This is a genomic window from Paraburkholderia sp. HC6.4b, from assembly GCF_014200875.1.
GTDB lineage: Bacteria > Pseudomonadota > Gammaproteobacteria > Burkholderiales > Burkholderiaceae > Paraburkholderia > Paraburkholderia tuberum.
In genome coordinates this window covers 119713-136030 of sequence record NZ_JACHDC010000024.1, presented here as the reverse complement: position 1 = coordinate 136030, position 16318 = coordinate 119713, and the positions used below count along the sequence as shown (strand labels likewise).

The window sequence follows — 16318 nt, the reverse complement described above, 5'->3', positions numbered from 1 at the left end:
CTGTATTGCTCAATTAATCCGCCGCGGGCGCCGAAGCGGCCGAAGTTGCGGAAGAGGCCGCCCCTGCCGAAGATGTCGACACTCCCGGCAAGGCCGCGCAAGGGCAATCGGTTGCCCGCCCGTCGAGCCCTTCGCGATCGTGTTTGAAGCTCGCGCGCGGCGTGCCGTTCTGCCAGTCGAGTCGGACGATGTAAATGCTGTCGAAGTCGTCGCTTTGCCATTTCGGCACGTCGGCCGCGCGACCGCCATGCGCGCTCAACATCTGCCGCAACAGCTTCTCGATCAGCTTGTGCTCCCAGGCAACGACGATCAGCTTGCCGCGATTGGCCGGGTCGACGAGCGCGTTGCCGAGCTGGTCGATCTGCGCAAAACCGTACGGTGTTTGGACCGGCATCTGGAATTGAATCGCGGTCGGTTCGATCGTCGCGAGCGGGCGCACGTAATAGTACGGATGACCGCCGTCGTCTTTTTGCTGGGCGGGGTCGGGCGCGTAGATCGCATCGGGTTTGCCGAATTTGGCGGCGATCACGGCCGGCAACGCGAGCGCGCGGTTGAGCCCCTGGCAGTCTAGCTGGCCGTACCCCTGCGCGGGTTTCTCGCCGTGTCGAACGAATACGAGGGTTTCGATATTGCCGCCCGCCGCGGCAACAACGGGGACCGCGGTCGCAACGACGGTCGTCATGTTCGTCGCCGCGGACGCGGCCGGCAACGCCATCGTGCTGACGCACACGCCGCCGAGCGACAGTGCGACGCCATGCAGGAATCCGCGGAAACGGTTCATCGAAAGCACCTGTGCGAGGTTGGGAAGTCGCCCGATTCTAGCAGCGGTGCCCACCGGCACGCGGCCGGCGCGGCATTCATATCGCATTGGCGAGCGCAATGAATAATGGGCGCCGAGGCGCCCATTCATGCCGACTACGCGACGATCGCGAGACCGGGGCGTCGAACTGGCCGTCAGTCGAGCGCCAGCTTGCGCGCATCGCTGCTGCGATCCTCAGCGATCAGCGGATAGACGACACCTGCGATCACCGCGCCGATGATCGGCGCAACCCAGAACAGCCACAGCTGATCGATCGCCACGCCGCCGACGAATAGCGCCGGGCCCGTCGAGCGCGCCGGATTGACCGACGTGTTGGTGACAGGAATCGAGACCAGATGGATCAGCGTCAGGCACAGGCCGATCGCGATGGGCGCGAAGCCGGCCGGCGCGCGGCGGTCGGTCGCGCCGAGAATCACGAACAGGAAGAAGCCAGTCATTACCACTTCGCAAATGAAGGCAGCGGCGAGCGAGTAGTGACCCGGCGATTGCTCGCCGTAACCGTTCGTCGCGAAGCCGCTCGCGACCAGGTCGAAGCCAGGCTTGCCCGACGCGATCAGCGACAGCACGAATGCGCCGAGCACCGCGCCGACCACCTGCGCGACGACATAGGGCAGAAGATCGCGCACCGGAAATCGGCCGGCGACGGCCAGTCCGACGCTCACCGCCGGATTCAGGTGGCAGCCCGAAATGTGGCCGATCGCAAAAGCCATCGTCAGCACGGTCAGGCCGAAGGCCAGCGACACGCCGACGAAGCCGATGCCCAATCCGTGAACCGGCCCGGCGAAGTTGGCGGCGAGGACCGCGCTGCCGCAGCCTCCGAGCACGAGCCAAAAGGTGCCGAGCAATTCGGCAACGAGGCGCTTTGACAACTGCATGTTTGGTGATCCTAAAAAGAATGGGTACTTCAGAAGCACGCATCGAAAAGGGCGAGTACGTACCTTGAGCGCGCAATTCTAGGCAGACAGCGCCAAATCGAGTGTCAAAGATTGTCAATCCGCACAGAATTTATAAACTATTACGAGATAAAGCGCAGGTTTTACAATTCACACTCTTTAATAATTATCAGAGGAAAATTCGCTAAACCGGTATTAGTCGCCATTGCGAATTTTTATAATTGCAGCTAGTCTGCGGTCGAATGAGTTCTAGAAAAGGGGAGAACCGAATGTCTCAATATGCAGACCTCAAGGCGCAGATTGCCAAATTGCAGGCACAGGCAGAAGAAGCGCGACGCACGGAAATCGACAATGTCGTCGCCGACATCCGCCAAAAGATCGCCGAATACGGTCTGACCGCGCAGGATCTCGGTTTCGCGGTCGCCGCCAAGCGCGGCCGCCCGCCCAAGAAGACGCCGCTGCCGGCGAAATATCAGGACCCGAAGTCGGGCAATACATGGAGCGGGCGCGGCAAGCCGCCCAAATGGATCGTCGGCAAGAATCGCGAGCGATTTCTGATTGGCTCGGCGTGACGCCCGCCCGACCTGATGTGAGACGGGGTGAAGGCGGTCTGAAGGTTTCTTTGCTGTTTGGCTTATTCGCCGCGCGCAAGTCCACCGTGGAAGCGCAACCATCCCTGTATTAAAAAAGCCGCCCATACAGGGCGGCTTTTTCGCGTCCGGCAGCCAAAAGACTTCGTTTTTCGCTCGCGCAAACGATTCCGATGCCGGACTCGCCGCTATTGCGGCGTTATAAGCGAAGGTTCACAGCGCCGCTTCAATGCGGGCCGAAAACGGCCAGCCGTAAAAGCGCCGGCCGTTTTCAGGCGCGCCTAGCCGACCGCGACCTGGCGCAATACCGGGCGCCGCGACGTTTCAATCAAGGCGGAATAGCCGTCGATATAGTTCTGCGCCATCGTTTTCGAACTGAAGCGGCGTTCGAACTGGGCGCGGATTTCGACGCGCGACAGCTCGTCGAGACGCTGCAGAGCCGCTACCGCGCCTTGCACGTCCTCGACGATATAGCCGGTCACGCCGTGGTCGATCACCTCAGGCACGGAGCCGCGGTTGAACGCGATAACCGGCGTGCCGCAGGCCATCGACTCGATCATCACGAGGCCGAACGGCTCGGACCAGTCGATCGGGAACAGCAGCGCCTTCGCGCCCGACAGAAACTCGGGTTTCTGCGCCTCGTTGATCTCGCCGACGAACTCGACATGCGCCATCGACAGCAGCGGCTCGATCTCGCGCTTGAAGTACTCCATGTCGACCTTGTCCACCTTGGCGGCGATCTTCAGCGGCAGACCGCTTTGCGCGGCGATCCTGATAGCTGTATCGACGCGTTTTTCCGGGCAGATGCGGCCGAGGAACGCGAGATATTCGGGCTTCTTGTGCGGCTGCGGCGTCAGCAACTGGTCCGGCAGACCGTGATAGATCGTGTTGAGCCAGTTGGCCTGCTGCAGCGGCAGACGCTGCGAATCCGAAATCGACACGACCGGCACATGCGAGAACGCGTCGAACACCGGCTGTAATTCCGGCAGGTCGAGACGACCGTGCAGCGTGGTCACGAACGGCGTGTCCATCGTCGTGAACAGGGGGAACGGCAGGTAGTCGAGATGGAAGTGCAGCACGTCGAACTCGTGCGCGATCTTGCGGACCTTTTCCATCATCAGCACGTGCGGCGCCAATGCATCGCGAATCGTCGGATCGAGGCGCAGCGCGCGCGGCCAGCATGCCTCGAGATTGGCGGACGTGACCGAGTCGCCGCTCGCGAACAGCGTGACGTCATGGCCGAGCTCGACCAGCGCTTCGGTCAGATACGACACGACACGTTCGGTGCCGCCATAGAGTTTCGGTGGGACAGCTTCGTAGAGCGGCGCGACTTGTGCGATTCGCATGCGTTTTCTCCTGTGTCGATCAAAGTTAGCGCTGTGGCGCCGACCCGGATCCCATGCGGATTTTTGATACTTACCGGGGCTTCGCACCACGGCTGAATGGCGCGTGGTACGTCTGCCTAACCGGACGGTTGGGCGCGGTTTGCCCCGCCCGAGGGTGCTCCGAAATAGCTATCGGGTAATCCCTTAGCCTTCATTATCGGGATCGACCGCGGTAATTCGAGTTATTTTTCAAACGCTTAATGTTGTTACAGCGCGAAACATCGACCGTTACAGCTGCCGCGCAAGGTCGAGCCGCAAAAAAGTCCCCATAATCGGGAAGCGTAATTCCACCGACTCAATCAAGCTCGACAGGCGAAATGCACCGTAGCAAGCGGCGGACCCGAGGGTCGGATGAGCTGGGAAAGATCTCTAACCGAGCCAGATTGCAGCCGGCTGAAAACGTCTTATAATTCTTTTCCACCGTTTTACGGTGCGGCGGTGCAGTTCTGAAAACTCACCATCCGGTACACGCCGCAGCCGTATAAATTCCCAGCACGCATCGTCAGTCCCGCCCCGCGCATCAATTCGGCCCAACTCGTGCCTCGCCGCAACCCGGGTTGTAGGAATAATTCCTACACAAATGACGGATTAATCCGTCATCCAGCTGGGGTGTCTCTCCGATTTTCGGCTGTGCCCCCTTTCGAGACAATGCTTGCAAGACCAGAGACGAGCGGATTCGCGCGGATTCAGCGCGCGCGTTCGAGCAAACGTTTCCGCAAAAATCGGCCTGACCAGCCGGGCATACGAACGGGGGAAATCATGAGCACGACTAGCCATATGCTCAGTGAGATCAGGGAAGTCAATCTTTCCTATCTGCTGCTCGCCCAGCGTCTGCTGCGCGAAGACAAGCCGATGGGCATGTTCCGCATGGGTATTTCGGACCAGCTGGCCGACGTGCTCGCCAATCTGTCGTTGGCGCAGACCGTCAAGCTCGCGGCGTCCAACCAGATGCTGTGCCGCTTCCGCTTCGACGATCACGCGGTGCTGTCCGCCCTTGCGGACAAGGACAAGTCCAGCGCGATGGCGCAGGCTCATTCGGCGATCCTGATGGCGAGCCAGCCGGTCGAGCAGATCGGCTAATGGCCAGTAAGAGCGTCTTACTCGAAGTCCGGGAAATCACCCTCGCGATCGAGCTGATCGAACTGGGCGCGCGTCTGCAATTGCTGGAGGCGGAAACCAGCCTGTCGCGCGACCGGCTCGTCAAGCTGTACAAGGAATTGAAAGGGGTGTCGCCGCCCAAGGGCATGCTGCCGTTTTCGACCGACTGGTTCATGACCTGGCAGCCGAACTTTCATTCGTCGCTGTTCTACAACATCTACCGTTTCATGGCCGGTCACGGCGGCTGCCGCGCGATCGAATCGATCGTGAAGAGCTACCGGCTGTATCTCGAGCACGTGCAGTTGCATGACGACGAGCCGGTGCTCAGTCTCACGCGCGCCTGGACGCTGGTGCGCTTCTTCGACTCGGGCATGCTGCAGATGAGCGCCTGCCGCCGCTGCGGCGGCCACTTCGTCGCGCACGCGCACGATCCGCAGCACGGGTTCGTGTGCGGGCTGTGTCAGCCGCCGTCGCGCGCGGGCAAGACGAAGAAGGCGGCGCAAACGCGGGCCGAGCGGCAAATCGCCGTCGCCGGAGTCCCGGCCGAGGTGCCGCAAGTGACCGACGCGCGAGCTCACGAGGCCCGCTGCCCCGCCCCCACGCTCGATACCCTCGTCACCGCCGAAGTCTGAGCAGCACGCGTTGAGGCAGCGCAAGCCTCTGGTTTACACCGGACTCGAGCGCCGTCTTTTTCCCCAAAGTTTTCCGCCCCGGTGCCGTAAACCTGACTAACGACGGTAACCGTCGCTTTTTTGTGAGGGCTCGGCAGTGCTGATTTTCGTGGGAACACTCGTGACGCTGTTGTCCGTTTTCGGCGGTTACGCGCTCGAAGGCGGCCATCTCGGCGCGCTGCTGCAACCCGTCGAGGTGCTGATGATCGTCGGCGCCGGAGTCGGCGCATTCATTCTCGGTAACGGGATGAAGACGATCCGGGCGACCCTGCGCGTCATTCCGACCCTGTTCAAGGGCGCGAAGTACAACAAGGACGTCTACATGGAGCTGATGGGGCTCCTGTACGTGCTGCTCGCGAAAGCGCGCAAGGAAGGCACGCTGACGCTCGAAGCCGACATCGACGACCCGTCGAAGAGCCCGATCTTCACGCAGTACCCGAAGATCCTCGCCGACAAGCACATCATCGAGTTCCTGACCGACTACCTGCGGCTGATGGTCGGCGGCAACATGAATGCGTTCGAGATCGAAAGCCTGATGGACGAGGAGATCGAGACGCACCACCAGGAAGGCGAGGCGCCCGCGCACGCGCTGACCAAGGTCGGCGACGCGATGCCGGCGTTCGGTATCGTCGCCGCGGTGATGGGCGTCGTGCACACGATGGCCTCGGCCGACAAGCCGCCCGCGGTGCTCGGTGAAATGATCGCGCAGGCGCTCGTCGGCACGTTCCTCGGCATTCTGCTTTCGTACGGGCTGATCGGGCCGCTCGCCAGCGTCGCCGAGCAGCGCGTGACCGAGTCGACCAAGATGTTCCAGTGCATCAAGGTGACGATCCTCGCGAGCCTGAACGGCTACGCGCCGGCGATCGCGGTCGAGTTCGGCCGCAAGGTGCTGTTCTCGACCGAGCGCCCGTCGTTCGCCGAGCTCGAAGAGCACGTGCGCCGCGTCAAGGCGAAATAAGCAGGCGACGGGAACCGAACCGATGAGCAGCAAGGACAAAGACCGCGCAATCGTCGTCAAGCGCAGCGCGCCGAAAAAGTCCGGTCATCACGGCGGCGCGTGGAAGCTCGCGTACGCGGACTTCATGACCGCGATGATGGCGTTCTTCCTGCTGATGTGGCTGCTGAGTTCGGCCTCCACCGTGCAGCTGAAAGGTATCGCCGACTACTTCAACCAGCCGTTGAAGATCACGCTGTGGGGCGGCGATCGCAGCGCCGAAGACTCGAGCATCCTGAAGGGCGGCGGTCGCGACATCTCGACCGACGCGCAGGGCGTGACCCGCTCGACCGACGGCAGCAGCAGCCGCGCCGAGCGCACCGCGTCGCACAACGACGACGACTCCGTGAAGCAGCTGACGGGCGCGCTCGAACGCCAGGAACAGGTGCGCCTGCACGACCTGCAGGTCAAGCTGATGGCCGCGATCGAGGCGAACCCGGTGCTGCGCCAGTTCAAGCAGCAGATCCGCATCGACTCGACGCTGACCGGTCTGCGCATCGAGATCGTCGACTCGCAGAAGCGGCCGATGTTCGCGACCGCACGCGACGTCGTCGAGCCGTACATGCGCGACATCCTGCGCGAGATCGGCCACACGCTGAACGACGTGCCGAACCGCATCATCGTGCAGGGCCATACCGACGCCGTGCCGTACGCGGGCGGTGAGAAGGGCTATAGCAACTGGGAGCTGTCGGCCGACCGCGCCAACGCATCGCGGCGCGAGCTGGTCGCGGGCGGCATGGACGAAGCGAAGGTAATGCGCGTGCTCGGTCTCGCGTCGACGCAGAACCTGAACAAGGCGGACCCGCTCGATCCGGAAAACCGTCGCATCAGCATCATCGTGTTGAACAGGAAGTCCGAGGAGGCGCTCGATCACGACGACTCCACGACGACGACCCTGTCGGACGACGCAGCCGGCTCGAAGCCGCTGCTGCAAAGACTTGCGCAGCCGGTGACGGCTGCACCGAAGTTGCCGGCGGCGGCGCCACCGGCCCAGTAACAGACCGCGGCCGCCGGGCCGCGGCCCGCGCCCGACCGGCGCGCACCGCCCGGCGGCCCAGTGTTAAGCGCAGCGAGGTTTTCATGATCAGGCACATCCTGGCAATCGACGATTCGGCATCGATGCGGCAGATCCTCGCCGCGACGCTGACGGGCGCCGGCTATGAAGTCACGCTCGCGGCGGACGGCAACGAAGGGCTCGAAAACGCGCTCGCGATGGCGTTCGATCTCGTGTTGACCGACCAGCACATGCCCGGCAAGACCGGTCTCGATCTGATCACCGCGCTGCGCGGAAATCCAGCCTATCAGGCGACGCCCATCCTCGTCCTCACGACGGAATCGGGCGAACCCTTCAAAGAGGCGGCGCGCGCGGCGGGCGCGACCGGCTGGATCGAAAAGCCGCTCGACCCGGACATGCTGACCGAGCTGGTGGCGGCGCTGGCCGAACCGGACCCGGCTTGATCCGCGTCATCAACACCTTTAGACACAGTACAGATAGCTCTCGACGCGCCTCTACGGCGACTCAAGCCAGACAGGCACTCTCGCGGTGAACCAGGCATGACACTCGACATCACACAGTTCTATCAGACGTTCTTCGACGAAGCGGACGAACTGCTCGCGCAGATGGAGCAATTGCTGCTCAATCTCGACGTGGCCCACCCGGACCCCGAAGACCTCGCGGCGATCTTTCGCGCCGCGCATTCGATCAAGGGCGGCGCGGCAACGTTCGGTTTCACCGCGCTCACCGAGACCACGCACATTCTCGAGTCGCTGCTCGATCGCGCGCGCAACAACGAGCTGGTGCTGCGCAAGGACATGATCGACACGTTCCTCGAAACCAAGGACGTGCTGTCCGGCCAGCTCGCCGACTATCGCGCGAGCGCCGAGCCCGATGCGGCGGTGGCGCGCGCGATCTGCGCGAAGCTGGAGCAGCTGCACGCGGAAAGCCGCATGGGCGGCGCGCCGGCAGCGGCGGCGAGCGCCGAAACCGCGCCGGCCGTGAGCGCCCCCGCGCCTGCAGCAGCGCAGGCGACGGCAACCCAAACAACAACACAAGCAACCGCGGTACAGCAGCAAGGCGGCACCCCGCCCGAGCACGTCGTCGAACAGGCGGTGCAGGCGGCGGGCGAATGGATCGACGGCGAACCGGCACAGACCGGACAAGCCGCGGGCACGGCCGACAGCGCCGGCCCACATCTGAAAATTACGCTACGGGGCGTGGGAGAGAAAGACCAGGAGCTGCTCACCGAAGAGCTGGGCAACCTGGGCAACATCGTCGGGCAGGTCAAGAGCGGCAGCGATCTGACGCTGTGGCTCTTGAGCGACGTATCCTCCGACGACATCATCGCCGTGTGCTGCTTCGTGATCGACGAAAGTCAGATCACGATCGGCCGTGGCACCGCGCCGGCGGACGACGCGCAGCAGGGCGAACCTGGAACGCCCGACGCTGCCGTTCCGACACCGGCGCAATCTGCGCAATCCGCGCAGGTCGCGCCCGCCGCTCCCGCGGCGCAAGCGCAGGCGCAGCCGGTCCTTCACACCGAGCCCGCAGCATCGTCGACCCCGGCGGCCCTCACCGCTGCGCCCGCAAGCGCACCCGGTCAGGCGGACAGCATCGAGCCGCCGCCTGCGGCACCCGCGGCGGCTCAGGCGGCGGCCAAACCGGCTTCGGCCGCGTCCGCCGATCAGGACCGCAAGGCGCCCCGTCCGGCCGCCGCGGCGGCCGGCGCCGAAGGCAGCTCGATTCGCGTCGGCGTCGAGAAGGTCGATCAGCTGATCAATCTGGTCGGCGAGCTGGTGATCACGCAGGCGATGCTCGCGGAGACCACCAGCACGTTCGATCCGGCGCTGCACGACCGGCTCTTCAACGGCATGGCGCAACTCGAGCGCAACGCGCGCGATCTGCAGGAAGCGGTGATGTCGATCCGCATGATGCCGATGGATTACGTGTTCAGCCGCTTCCCGCGTCTGGTGCGCGATCTCGCGGCGAAACTCGGCAAGGAGGTCGAACTCGTCACCTTCGGTCAGGCGACCGAACTCGACAAGAGCCTTATCGAACGGATCATCGACCCGTTGACGCACCTCGTGCGCAACAGTCTCGACCACGGCATCGAGACCGTCGAGGCGCGGCGCGCGGCGGGCAAGGATTCGACCGGTCAGCTGGTGCTGTCGGCGGCGCACCACGGCGGCAACATCGTCATCGAGGTCAGCGACGACGGCGCGGGCCTGCGCCGCGACAAGATCCTCGCGAAGGCGGCCAAGCAGGGCATGCAGGTCAGCGACACGATGAGCGACGAGGAAGTCTGGAACCTGATCTTCCTGCCGGGCTTCTCGACCGCCGAGCAGGTCACCGACGTGTCCGGCCGCGGCGTCGGCATGGACGTGGTGAAGCGCAACATCCAGTCGATGGGCGGTCACGTCGAGATCACGTCGCACGCGGGCAAGGGCAGCACCACGCGGATCGTGCTGCCGCTCACGCTCGCGATCCTCGACGGCATGTCGGTGAAGGTCGGCAACGAGATCTTCATCCTGCCGCTGAACTTCGTGATGGAGTCGCTGCAACCGCGAGCCGAAGACATTTACACGGTCGCCAACGGCGAGCGCGTGGTGCGCGTGCGCGGCGAATACCTGCCGCTCGTCGCGCTGCACGAGGTGTTCAACGTGTCGGATGCGAAGCAGGAGCCGACCCAGGGCATCGTCACGATCATGCAGACCGAGGGACGGCGCTTCGCGATGCTGATCGATGAACTCGTCGGCCAGCAGCAGGTGGTCGTGAAGAATCTGGAAACGAACTACCGCAAGGTGCACGGCATTTCCGCGGCGACCATTCTGGGCGACGGCAGCGTCGCGCTGATCGTGGACGTCGCGGCGCTGAACCGCGAATCGCGTCATGCGCATGGGCATGCGCAGGCGATGAGCCTCGCCTAACGCACGCAGCAAACGCGGCACTGACAGACATCGCAACACAACTTCAACTCAATTCATCCCAACCGTTTGGGGGCTAACGTGGCAGAAGTCCAATCCATCAATTCGAGCGTCGCAAACGCGAGCGGTACGAATGGCCGCCGCGACGCGCAGGCGGACGCCGGCGGTCAGGAATTCCTCGTCTTCACGCTCGGCGCGGAAGAGTACGGCATCGACATCCTGAAGGTGCAGGAAATCCGCGGCTACGACAACGTGACGCGCATCGCCAATGCGCCCGAGTTCATCAAGGGCGTGATCAACCTGCGCGGCATCATCGTGCCGATCGTCGACATGCGGATCAAGTTCCATCTCGGCCGCGTCGAGTACGACCATCAGACCGTCGTGATCATCCTGAACGTCGCGCATCGCGTGGTCGGCATGGTCGTGGACGGCGTGTCGGACGTGCTGACGCTCGCGGTCGATCAGATCATGCCGGCACCGGAATTCGGCGCGACGCTGACGACCGAATACCTGACCGGTCTCGGCACGGTCGACGGCCGCATGCTGATCCTGATGGACATCGAGAAGCTGATGACCAGCTCCGAGATGTCGCTGACCGAAACGCTCGGCGTCTGAGCGCAGGCAGTAACGGAACCCGGCACAAGGAGCATCAAAATGCTGAGCAGGTGGTCGATCCGCACGTCGCTGACGATGGTGGGGATTCTTCTGGCGGCGCTGACCGTAGTAGTCGGCGCGCTCGGGCTGACCGCGCTGAATCGCGCGAGCGGCTCGCTCGATCGCATCGCACGCGGCGAACTGGTCGCGATTCATGCGCTCGACGATGCGTCGGCGTATCTGTTGCGTTCGCGCATCGCGATCGAGCGCTTCAACACGCTGACGGCCGCCGGTAACGCGGACGAGGCGAAGAAGGCGCTCGATCGCGCGCAGGAGCTGCTCGGCAAGAGCAAGCAGAGCTGGCAGGCGTATCTCGACGCGCCGAAGCACCGCGTCGAGCAGGCCTTGCTCGACGATGTGCTCGCGAAGCGTACGACGGTGATGCACGACGGCGTCGACGTCGAATTCGCCGCGTTGAACGCGAACGATCTCGACGCGTATCACGCGGTCGCGGACACGAAGATCAGCCCGATGTTCATCGCCTACGACGCGGCCGCCGCCGCGGTGATTCAGGCGTTGCGGCAGAGCGTGGCCGATCAGGAAACGAGCGCGCAGTCGAGCGCGTCGCTGATGATCATGCTGATTTGCGTGACCACGGCGTTCGCGCTGCTGGTGGTGGTCGGCATCCGTTTCGCGCTGCGCGGGCTCATCGTGCAGCCGCTGAACGACGCGACCGCCTGTTTCGAGCGGATCGCTGGGGGCGACCTGTCCACCCCCGTCGAGGTGTTCAGCAACAATGAAATCGGCCGTCTGTTCGCGGGCATCAAGCGGATGCAGGAAAGCCTCGCGACGATGGTGCGCGCGGTCCGCAGCGGCACCGAATCGATCGACACCGGCGCGCGCGAAATCGCGATGGGCAACACCGATCTGTCGCAGCGCACCGAGCAGCAAGCGGCGTCGCTGCAGGAAACCGCATCGAGCATGGATCAGCTGACCGGCACCGTGCGGCAGAACACCGAGAACGCGCGCCAGGCGAGCCAGCTCGCCGTCAACGCGTCGGACATCGCGACGCGCGGCGGCGACGTGGTGAGCCAGGTCGTCACGACGATGCAGCAAATCGCGACCAGTTCGAACAAGGTCGTCGACATCATCGGCGTGATCGAGGGCATCGCGTTCCAGACCAACATCCTCGCGCTGAACGCGGCGGTCGAAGCCGCACGCGCCGGCGAACAGGGCCGCGGTTTCGCGGTCGTCGCGGGCGAAGTGCGCAGCCTCGCGCAGCGCAGCGCGAGCGCCGCGAAGGAGATCAAGGAGCTGATCGGCGATTCGGCCGACAAGGTCAAGAGCGGCTCCGAGCTGGTCGGCCGCGCGGGCACGACGATGGACGAAATCGTGCAGGCGGTGCGTCGCGTGACCGACATCATGGGCGAGATCAGCGCGGCGTCGGAAGAGCAGTCGGGCGGCATCGAGCAGGTCAACCGCGCGGTCGTGCAGATGGATTCGGTCACGCAGCAGAACGCGGCGCTGGTCGAGCAGGCGGCGGCCGCGGCGGCGTCGCTCGAAGATCAGACGCGGCAGTTGCAGGCGGTGCTGGGTGGCTGGAAGGTAACCGGCACACCGGCGCGTCAGAGCGCTCCGGCGACGCGTGCGCAGACGCCCGCGCGGCTCGCCAGGGCTGCACCGCAAGCGGCGAGCGCGGCGACTCCGGTGAACCCGGTGGGCGCGAGCAAGGAATCGAAGGCAACCGCGGCGAGCGCGGCGCCCCCCACTCAGCACGACGCGGCCGCACGCGTCGAACCGACATTGAAGCCCCGGCCGGCCGCAGCCGCGGCTCGCGTCACGACCGACACGCCCACGCGCGCCGCTCCGCCGGGCACGGCGAAGGCGAGCTCGGACGCGGACTGGGAAACATTTTAGGCAACGGCAGAGTGACATGTGGTCAACCGGCATCGCGCCCGCGGATGGGCGAAGCATCGAAGCACGCGCAGCACGCGTGTCGCGAGCCGGCCATATGTCGATGGTACTCGCGGGAGGGCGCGACCCCGCGACGACAATTCCTACCTCTCAGGCAGTCCGGCTGGGCGGCGAGCGTGACGGCTCATATCGCAGACAGGAATTTTCATGATGGCAACGCGCGCAACACAACGCCCCGCGCGGGCAGCACCTGACCGCACAGAGCCGGCCAGGTCCGTCGAGACGGGCCGCGATTTCGAATTTACGGCGGCCGATTTCGCCCGCATCCGCGAGCTGATTCATCGCGGGGCGGGCATCTCGCTGTCGGACCACAAGCGCGACATGGCGTATAGCCGCCTCGCGCGCCGCTTGCGGGCGCGCGGCATCGATACGTTCCGGCAGTATCTCGATCTGCTCGAAGCGGAAAACGATCCGGCCGAGTGGGAAGCGTTCACCAATGCCCTGACCACCAACCTCACGGCGTTTTTCCGCGAAGCCCATCACTTTCCGATCCTCGCCGAGTTCGTGCCGCGCCGTGCGCAACCGGTGTCCGTGTGGTGCTCGGCGGCATCGACGGGCGAGGAGCCGTACTCGATCGCGATGACGCTGATCGAAGCGCTCGGTGACAGCGGCGCGCGCCAGGCGTCGGTGCTCGCGACCGACATCGACACCCAGGTGCTCGCGAAGGCCGAGGCCGGCGTCTACCAGTTCGACCAGGTCAAGCACCTGTCGCCCGAGCGGTTGAAGCGCTTCTTCCTGAAGGGCACGGGCGCGCATGCGGGGATGGTCAAGGTGCGTCCCGAAGTGCGCGCGCTCGTGCGCTTCGAGCAACTGAACCTGACCAATCGCGATTACCAGTTGCGCACGCAGTTCGACGCGATCTTCTGCCGCAACGTGATGATCTATTTCGACAAACCGACGCAGGCGCAGGTGCTGTCGCGCTTCGAGCCGCTGATGAAACCGGGCGGCCTGTTGTTCGCCGGCCATTCGGAAAACTTCACGTACGTGACGCAAGCGTTCCGGTTGCGCGGCCAGACCGTCTACGAACTGACGCGTGACGCGGGCGGCGCGCGCGCGCCGTCGCGCGCCAACGCGCATGACGCGCATCAATCGAGCGGGGTGGCCGCATGAGCAGCACGCTGCCGATCGCTTCGAACCTGTACTACGACAACCACTTCCAGCGCCCCGGCGTGAAGCTGTTGCCCAACGAGTTCTATACGACTAGCGAAGACATGGTGCTCGTGACCGTGCTCGGCTCGTGCGTCGCGGCCTGCATCCAGGACCGCACCGCGGGCATCGGCGGCATGAATCACTTCATGCTGCCCGACGACGGCGCCGACGTCGCGCAGGCCGCGTCGGACTCGATGCGCTACGGCGCGTACGCGATGGAAGTGCTGATCAACGAACTGATCAAGGCGGGCGGGCGGCGCGAGCGCTTCGAGGCCAAGGTGTTTGGCGGCGGCGCGGTGCTCGCGGGCATGACGACGATGAACATCGGCGATCGCAACTCCGAGTTCGTGCGCCGCTATCTGGCCACCGAAAAGATCCGCATCGTCGCCGAGGACCTGCAGGGCTCGCACCCGCGCAAGGTCGCGTTCATGCCGCGCACCGGTCAGGTGATGGTGAAGAAATTGCGCTTGCAACAGGAAGCGGGCGTCGCCGAGCGCGAGCAGGCGCTCGTGCGGCAAAGCGCCGAAGCACGCGCGGAGCGGCTCGCCGCCGCGCGCAAGCGGGTCGAGCTGTTCGCGAAGCCGGCCGCCGCCGCCGCGCGGCCGAGAATCGAATTGTTCGGCGCGAGCCCGCGCCCGACTCATTCCAACAACGCCAGAACCACAGAGGAGGCGTGAGCGCTGTGCAAAAGATCAAGGTATTGTGCGTCGACGATTCGGCGCTGATCCGCAGCCTGATGACCGAAATCATCAATAGCCAGCCGGACATGACGGTGGTGGCGACGGCACCCGATCCGCTCGTCGCGCGCGAGCTCATCAAGCAGCACAACCCGGACGTGTTGACGCTCGACGTCGAAATGCCGCGCATGGACGGCCTCGACTTTCTCGAGAAGCTGATGCGTCTGCGGCCGATGCCGGTCGTGATGGTGTCGTCGCTGACCGAGCGCGGCAACGAAATCACGCTGCGCGCGCTCGAACTCGGCGCGGTCGATTTCGTGACCAAGCCGAAGGTCGGCATTCGCGACGGCATGCTCGACTACGCGGAAAAGCTCGCCGACAAGGTTCGCGCGGCAGCCCGCGCGCGCGTACGCCAGGCGGCGCCGGCGCAGCATGCGGCCACCCAGACCGCGCAGGCGCCGGCCGGCGCCGCGCCGCTCTTCAACAACCCGCTGCTGAGTACCGAGAAGCTGGTTATCGTCGGCGCCTCGACGGGCGGCACCGAAGCGATCCGCGAAGTGCTGGTGCCGCTGCCGCCCGACGCGCCCGCGGTGCTGATCGCGCAGCACATGCCGCCGGGCTTTACGAAATCTTTCGCGCAACGCCTCAATGGTTTGTGCCGGATTACCGTTAAAGAAGCGGAGCACGGCGAGCGTGTGCTGCCGGGGCACGCGTACATCGCGCCGGGCCATGCGCATCTGTTGCTCGCGAGGAGCGGTGCGAACTATATTGCGCATCTGTCCGACGACCCGCCGGTGAACCGGCATCGTCCGTCGGTCGATGTACTGTTCCGTTCGGCCGCGCAGCATGCGGGCAAGAACGCCGTTGGCGTGATCCTGACCGGCATGGGGCGCGACGGCGCGGCCGGGCTGCTGGAGATGAAAAAGGCCGGTGCCTACACGCTGGCGCAGGACGAGGCGAGTTGCATCGTGTTCGGCATGCCGCGCGAGGCGATCGCGCTCGGCGCGGCCGACGAAATCGCCGCGCTGCCGGACATGAGCCGGCGCGTGATGGCGCGTTTGTCGTCGATGGGTGACCGCGTTCAGCGGGTATGATGCGTGCCGGATGGAATGACGCGGCCGAGCGCCGCAACATGGATCAAGCAAAGGGAAAGAAATGGACAAGGGAATGAAGATTCTGGTGGTTGACGATTTTCCGACGATGCGCCGGATCGTCCGCAACCTGCTGAAGGAACTGGGCTACTCGAACGTCGACGAGGCGGAAGACGGCGCGGCCGGTCTCGCGCGTCTGCGCAGCGGCAGCTACGAGTTCGTGATCTCCGACTGGAACATGCCGAACCTCGACGGTCTCGCGATGCTGAAGGAAATCCGCGCCGACGCGAGCCTCGCGCACCTGCCGGTGTTGATGGTGACGGCCGAGTCGAAGAAGGAAAACATCATCGCGGCGGCGCAGGCCGGCGCGAGCGGTTACGTCGTCAAGCCGTTCACGGCCGCGACGCTCGACGAGAAGCTCAACAAGATCCTCGAGAAAATGGCGAAAGCCGGGAGCTGAC

Annotated in this window: 16 protein-coding genes; 13 read left to right on the top strand and 3 right to left on the bottom strand. The window is 64.6% G+C overall.

What is annotated here, in order from left to right; genetic code table 11:
• Window positions 1-13: 13 nt before the first annotated feature.
• The gene (locus HDG34_RS31815) at window positions 14-781 is read right to left on the bottom strand and encodes a histidine phosphatase family protein (protein WP_184065995.1); all 768 of its coding nucleotides are present in this window, start codon (window positions 779-781) and stop codon (window positions 14-16) included.
• A gap of 173 nt (window positions 782-954) precedes the next feature.
• Window positions 955-1695 (bottom strand): aquaporin Z, encoded by a 741-nt coding sequence (aqpZ, locus tag HDG34_RS31810; protein WP_184065992.1) that lies wholly within the window; start codon window positions 1693-1695, stop codon window positions 955-957.
• 287 nt (window positions 1696-1982) lie between these two features.
• On the opposite strand from aqpZ, the gene HDG34_RS31805 reads away from it, so the two are divergent.
• Window positions 1983-2285 (top strand): H-NS family nucleoid-associated regulatory protein, encoded by a 303-nt coding sequence (locus HDG34_RS31805; RefSeq protein ID WP_013090908.1) that lies wholly within the window; start codon window positions 1983-1985, stop codon window positions 2283-2285.
• 299 nt (window positions 2286-2584) lie between these two features.
• Here the strand turns inward: HDG34_RS31805 and HDG34_RS31800 are convergent, their stop codons facing one another.
• A complete protein-coding gene (locus HDG34_RS31800) occupies window positions 2585-3649 on the bottom strand; it encodes a glycosyltransferase family 4 protein (RefSeq protein WP_184065989.1) in 1065 nt (354 codons plus the stop codon).
• A gap of 798 nt (window positions 3650-4447) precedes the next feature.
• Between HDG34_RS31800 and flhD the strand changes: the two genes are divergently transcribed.
• From flhD to cheY, 12 genes are all read left to right on the top strand, one after another.
• A complete protein-coding gene (flhD, locus tag HDG34_RS31795) occupies window positions 4448-4768 on the top strand; it encodes a flagellar transcriptional regulator FlhD (protein ID WP_090802472.1) in 321 nt (106 codons plus the stop codon).
• A complete protein-coding gene (gene flhC, locus HDG34_RS31790) occupies window positions 4768-5418 on the top strand; it encodes a flagellar transcriptional regulator FlhC (protein WP_184065986.1) in 651 nt (216 codons plus the stop codon). Before flhD ends, flhC begins: the two co-directional genes overlap by 1 nt.
• 136 nt (window positions 5419-5554) lie before the next feature.
• Complete coding sequence (motA, locus tag HDG34_RS31785) at window positions 5555-6415, top strand: flagellar motor stator protein MotA (RefSeq protein ID WP_090802475.1); 861 nt, start codon at window positions 5555-5557, stop codon at window positions 6413-6415.
• Between the two features lie 22 nt (window positions 6416-6437).
• Window positions 6438-7448, top strand: a complete 1011-nt coding sequence (motB, locus tag HDG34_RS31780) for a flagellar motor protein MotB (RefSeq protein ID WP_090802477.1) — start codon at window positions 6438-6440, stop codon at window positions 7446-7448.
• A gap of 83 nt (window positions 7449-7531) precedes the next feature.
• Window positions 7532-7909, top strand: a complete 378-nt coding sequence (locus tag HDG34_RS31775; protein ID WP_018418789.1) for a response regulator — start codon at window positions 7532-7534, stop codon at window positions 7907-7909.
• A 96-nt stretch (window positions 7910-8005) separates the two neighbouring features.
• Complete coding sequence (cheA, locus tag HDG34_RS31770; RefSeq protein ID WP_184065983.1) at window positions 8006-10375, top strand: chemotaxis protein CheA; 2370 nt, start codon at window positions 8006-8008, stop codon at window positions 10373-10375.
• Between the two features lie 78 nt (window positions 10376-10453).
• Window positions 10454-10987 carry a chemotaxis protein CheW gene (locus HDG34_RS31765; RefSeq protein WP_090802480.1) on the top strand — a complete coding sequence of 178 codons (534 nt, stop codon included), beginning with the start codon at window positions 10454-10456 and terminating at the stop codon, window positions 10985-10987.
• A 39-nt stretch (window positions 10988-11026) separates the two neighbouring features.
• Window positions 11027-12883: a methyl-accepting chemotaxis protein gene (locus HDG34_RS31760; RefSeq protein ID WP_184065980.1), complete on the top strand. Its 1857-nt coding sequence runs from the start codon at window positions 11027-11029 to the stop codon at window positions 12881-12883.
• Window positions 12884-13087: 204 nt separating this feature from the next.
• Window positions 13088-14050, top strand: coding sequence for a CheR family methyltransferase (locus HDG34_RS31755; protein WP_184065977.1), 963 nt, complete (start codon window positions 13088-13090; stop codon window positions 14048-14050).
• Complete coding sequence (gene cheD, locus HDG34_RS31750; protein ID WP_018418784.1) at window positions 14047-14766, top strand: chemoreceptor glutamine deamidase CheD; 720 nt, start codon at window positions 14047-14049, stop codon at window positions 14764-14766. Before HDG34_RS31755 ends, cheD begins: the two co-directional genes overlap by 4 nt.
• A gap of 5 nt (window positions 14767-14771) precedes the next feature.
• Window positions 14772-15860 carry a chemotaxis response regulator protein-glutamate methylesterase gene (locus HDG34_RS31745; protein ID WP_184066053.1) on the top strand — a complete coding sequence of 363 codons (1089 nt, stop codon included), beginning with the start codon at window positions 14772-14774 and terminating at the stop codon, window positions 15858-15860.
• Window positions 15861-15921: 61 nt separating this feature from the next.
• Complete coding sequence (gene cheY, locus HDG34_RS31740; protein ID WP_018418782.1) at window positions 15922-16317, top strand: chemotaxis response regulator CheY; 396 nt, start codon at window positions 15922-15924, stop codon at window positions 16315-16317.
• The last annotated feature ends 1 nt before the right edge of the window (window position 16318 follow it).

Excerpts from the sequence above, each read along its gene's own strand:
- HDG34_RS31815 (WP_184065995.1), bottom strand. The coding sequence starts at position 781 with ATGAACCGTTTCCGCGGATTCCTGCATGGCGTCGCACTGTCGCTCGGC.
- aqpZ (WP_184065992.1), bottom strand. The coding sequence starts at position 1,695 with ATGCAGTTGTCAAAGCGCCTCGTTGCCGAATTGCTCGGCACCTTTTGG.
- HDG34_RS31805 (WP_013090908.1), top strand. The coding sequence starts at position 1,983 with ATGTCTCAATATGCAGACCTCAAGGCGCAGATTGCCAAATTGCAGGCA.
- HDG34_RS31800 (WP_184065989.1), bottom strand. The coding sequence starts at position 3,649 with ATGCGAATCGCACAAGTCGCGCCGCTCTACGAAGCTGTCCCACCGAAA.
- flhD (WP_090802472.1), top strand. The coding sequence starts at position 4,448 with ATGAGCACGACTAGCCATATGCTCAGTGAGATCAGGGAAGTCAATCTT.
- flhC (WP_184065986.1), top strand. The coding sequence starts at position 4,768 with ATGGCCAGTAAGAGCGTCTTACTCGAAGTCCGGGAAATCACCCTCGCG.
- motB (WP_090802477.1), top strand. The coding sequence starts at position 6,438 with ATGAGCAGCAAGGACAAAGACCGCGCAATCGTCGTCAAGCGCAGCGCG.
- HDG34_RS31775 (WP_018418789.1), top strand. The coding sequence starts at position 7,532 with ATGATCAGGCACATCCTGGCAATCGACGATTCGGCATCGATGCGGCAG.
- cheA (WP_184065983.1), top strand. The coding sequence starts at position 8,006 with ATGACACTCGACATCACACAGTTCTATCAGACGTTCTTCGACGAAGCG.
- HDG34_RS31760 (WP_184065980.1), top strand. The coding sequence starts at position 11,027 with ATGCTGAGCAGGTGGTCGATCCGCACGTCGCTGACGATGGTGGGGATT.
- HDG34_RS31755 (WP_184065977.1), top strand. The coding sequence starts at position 13,088 with ATGATGGCAACGCGCGCAACACAACGCCCCGCGCGGGCAGCACCTGAC.
- cheD (WP_018418784.1), top strand. The coding sequence starts at position 14,047 with ATGAGCAGCACGCTGCCGATCGCTTCGAACCTGTACTACGACAACCAC.
- cheY (WP_018418782.1), top strand. The coding sequence starts at position 15,922 with ATGGACAAGGGAATGAAGATTCTGGTGGTTGACGATTTTCCGACGATG.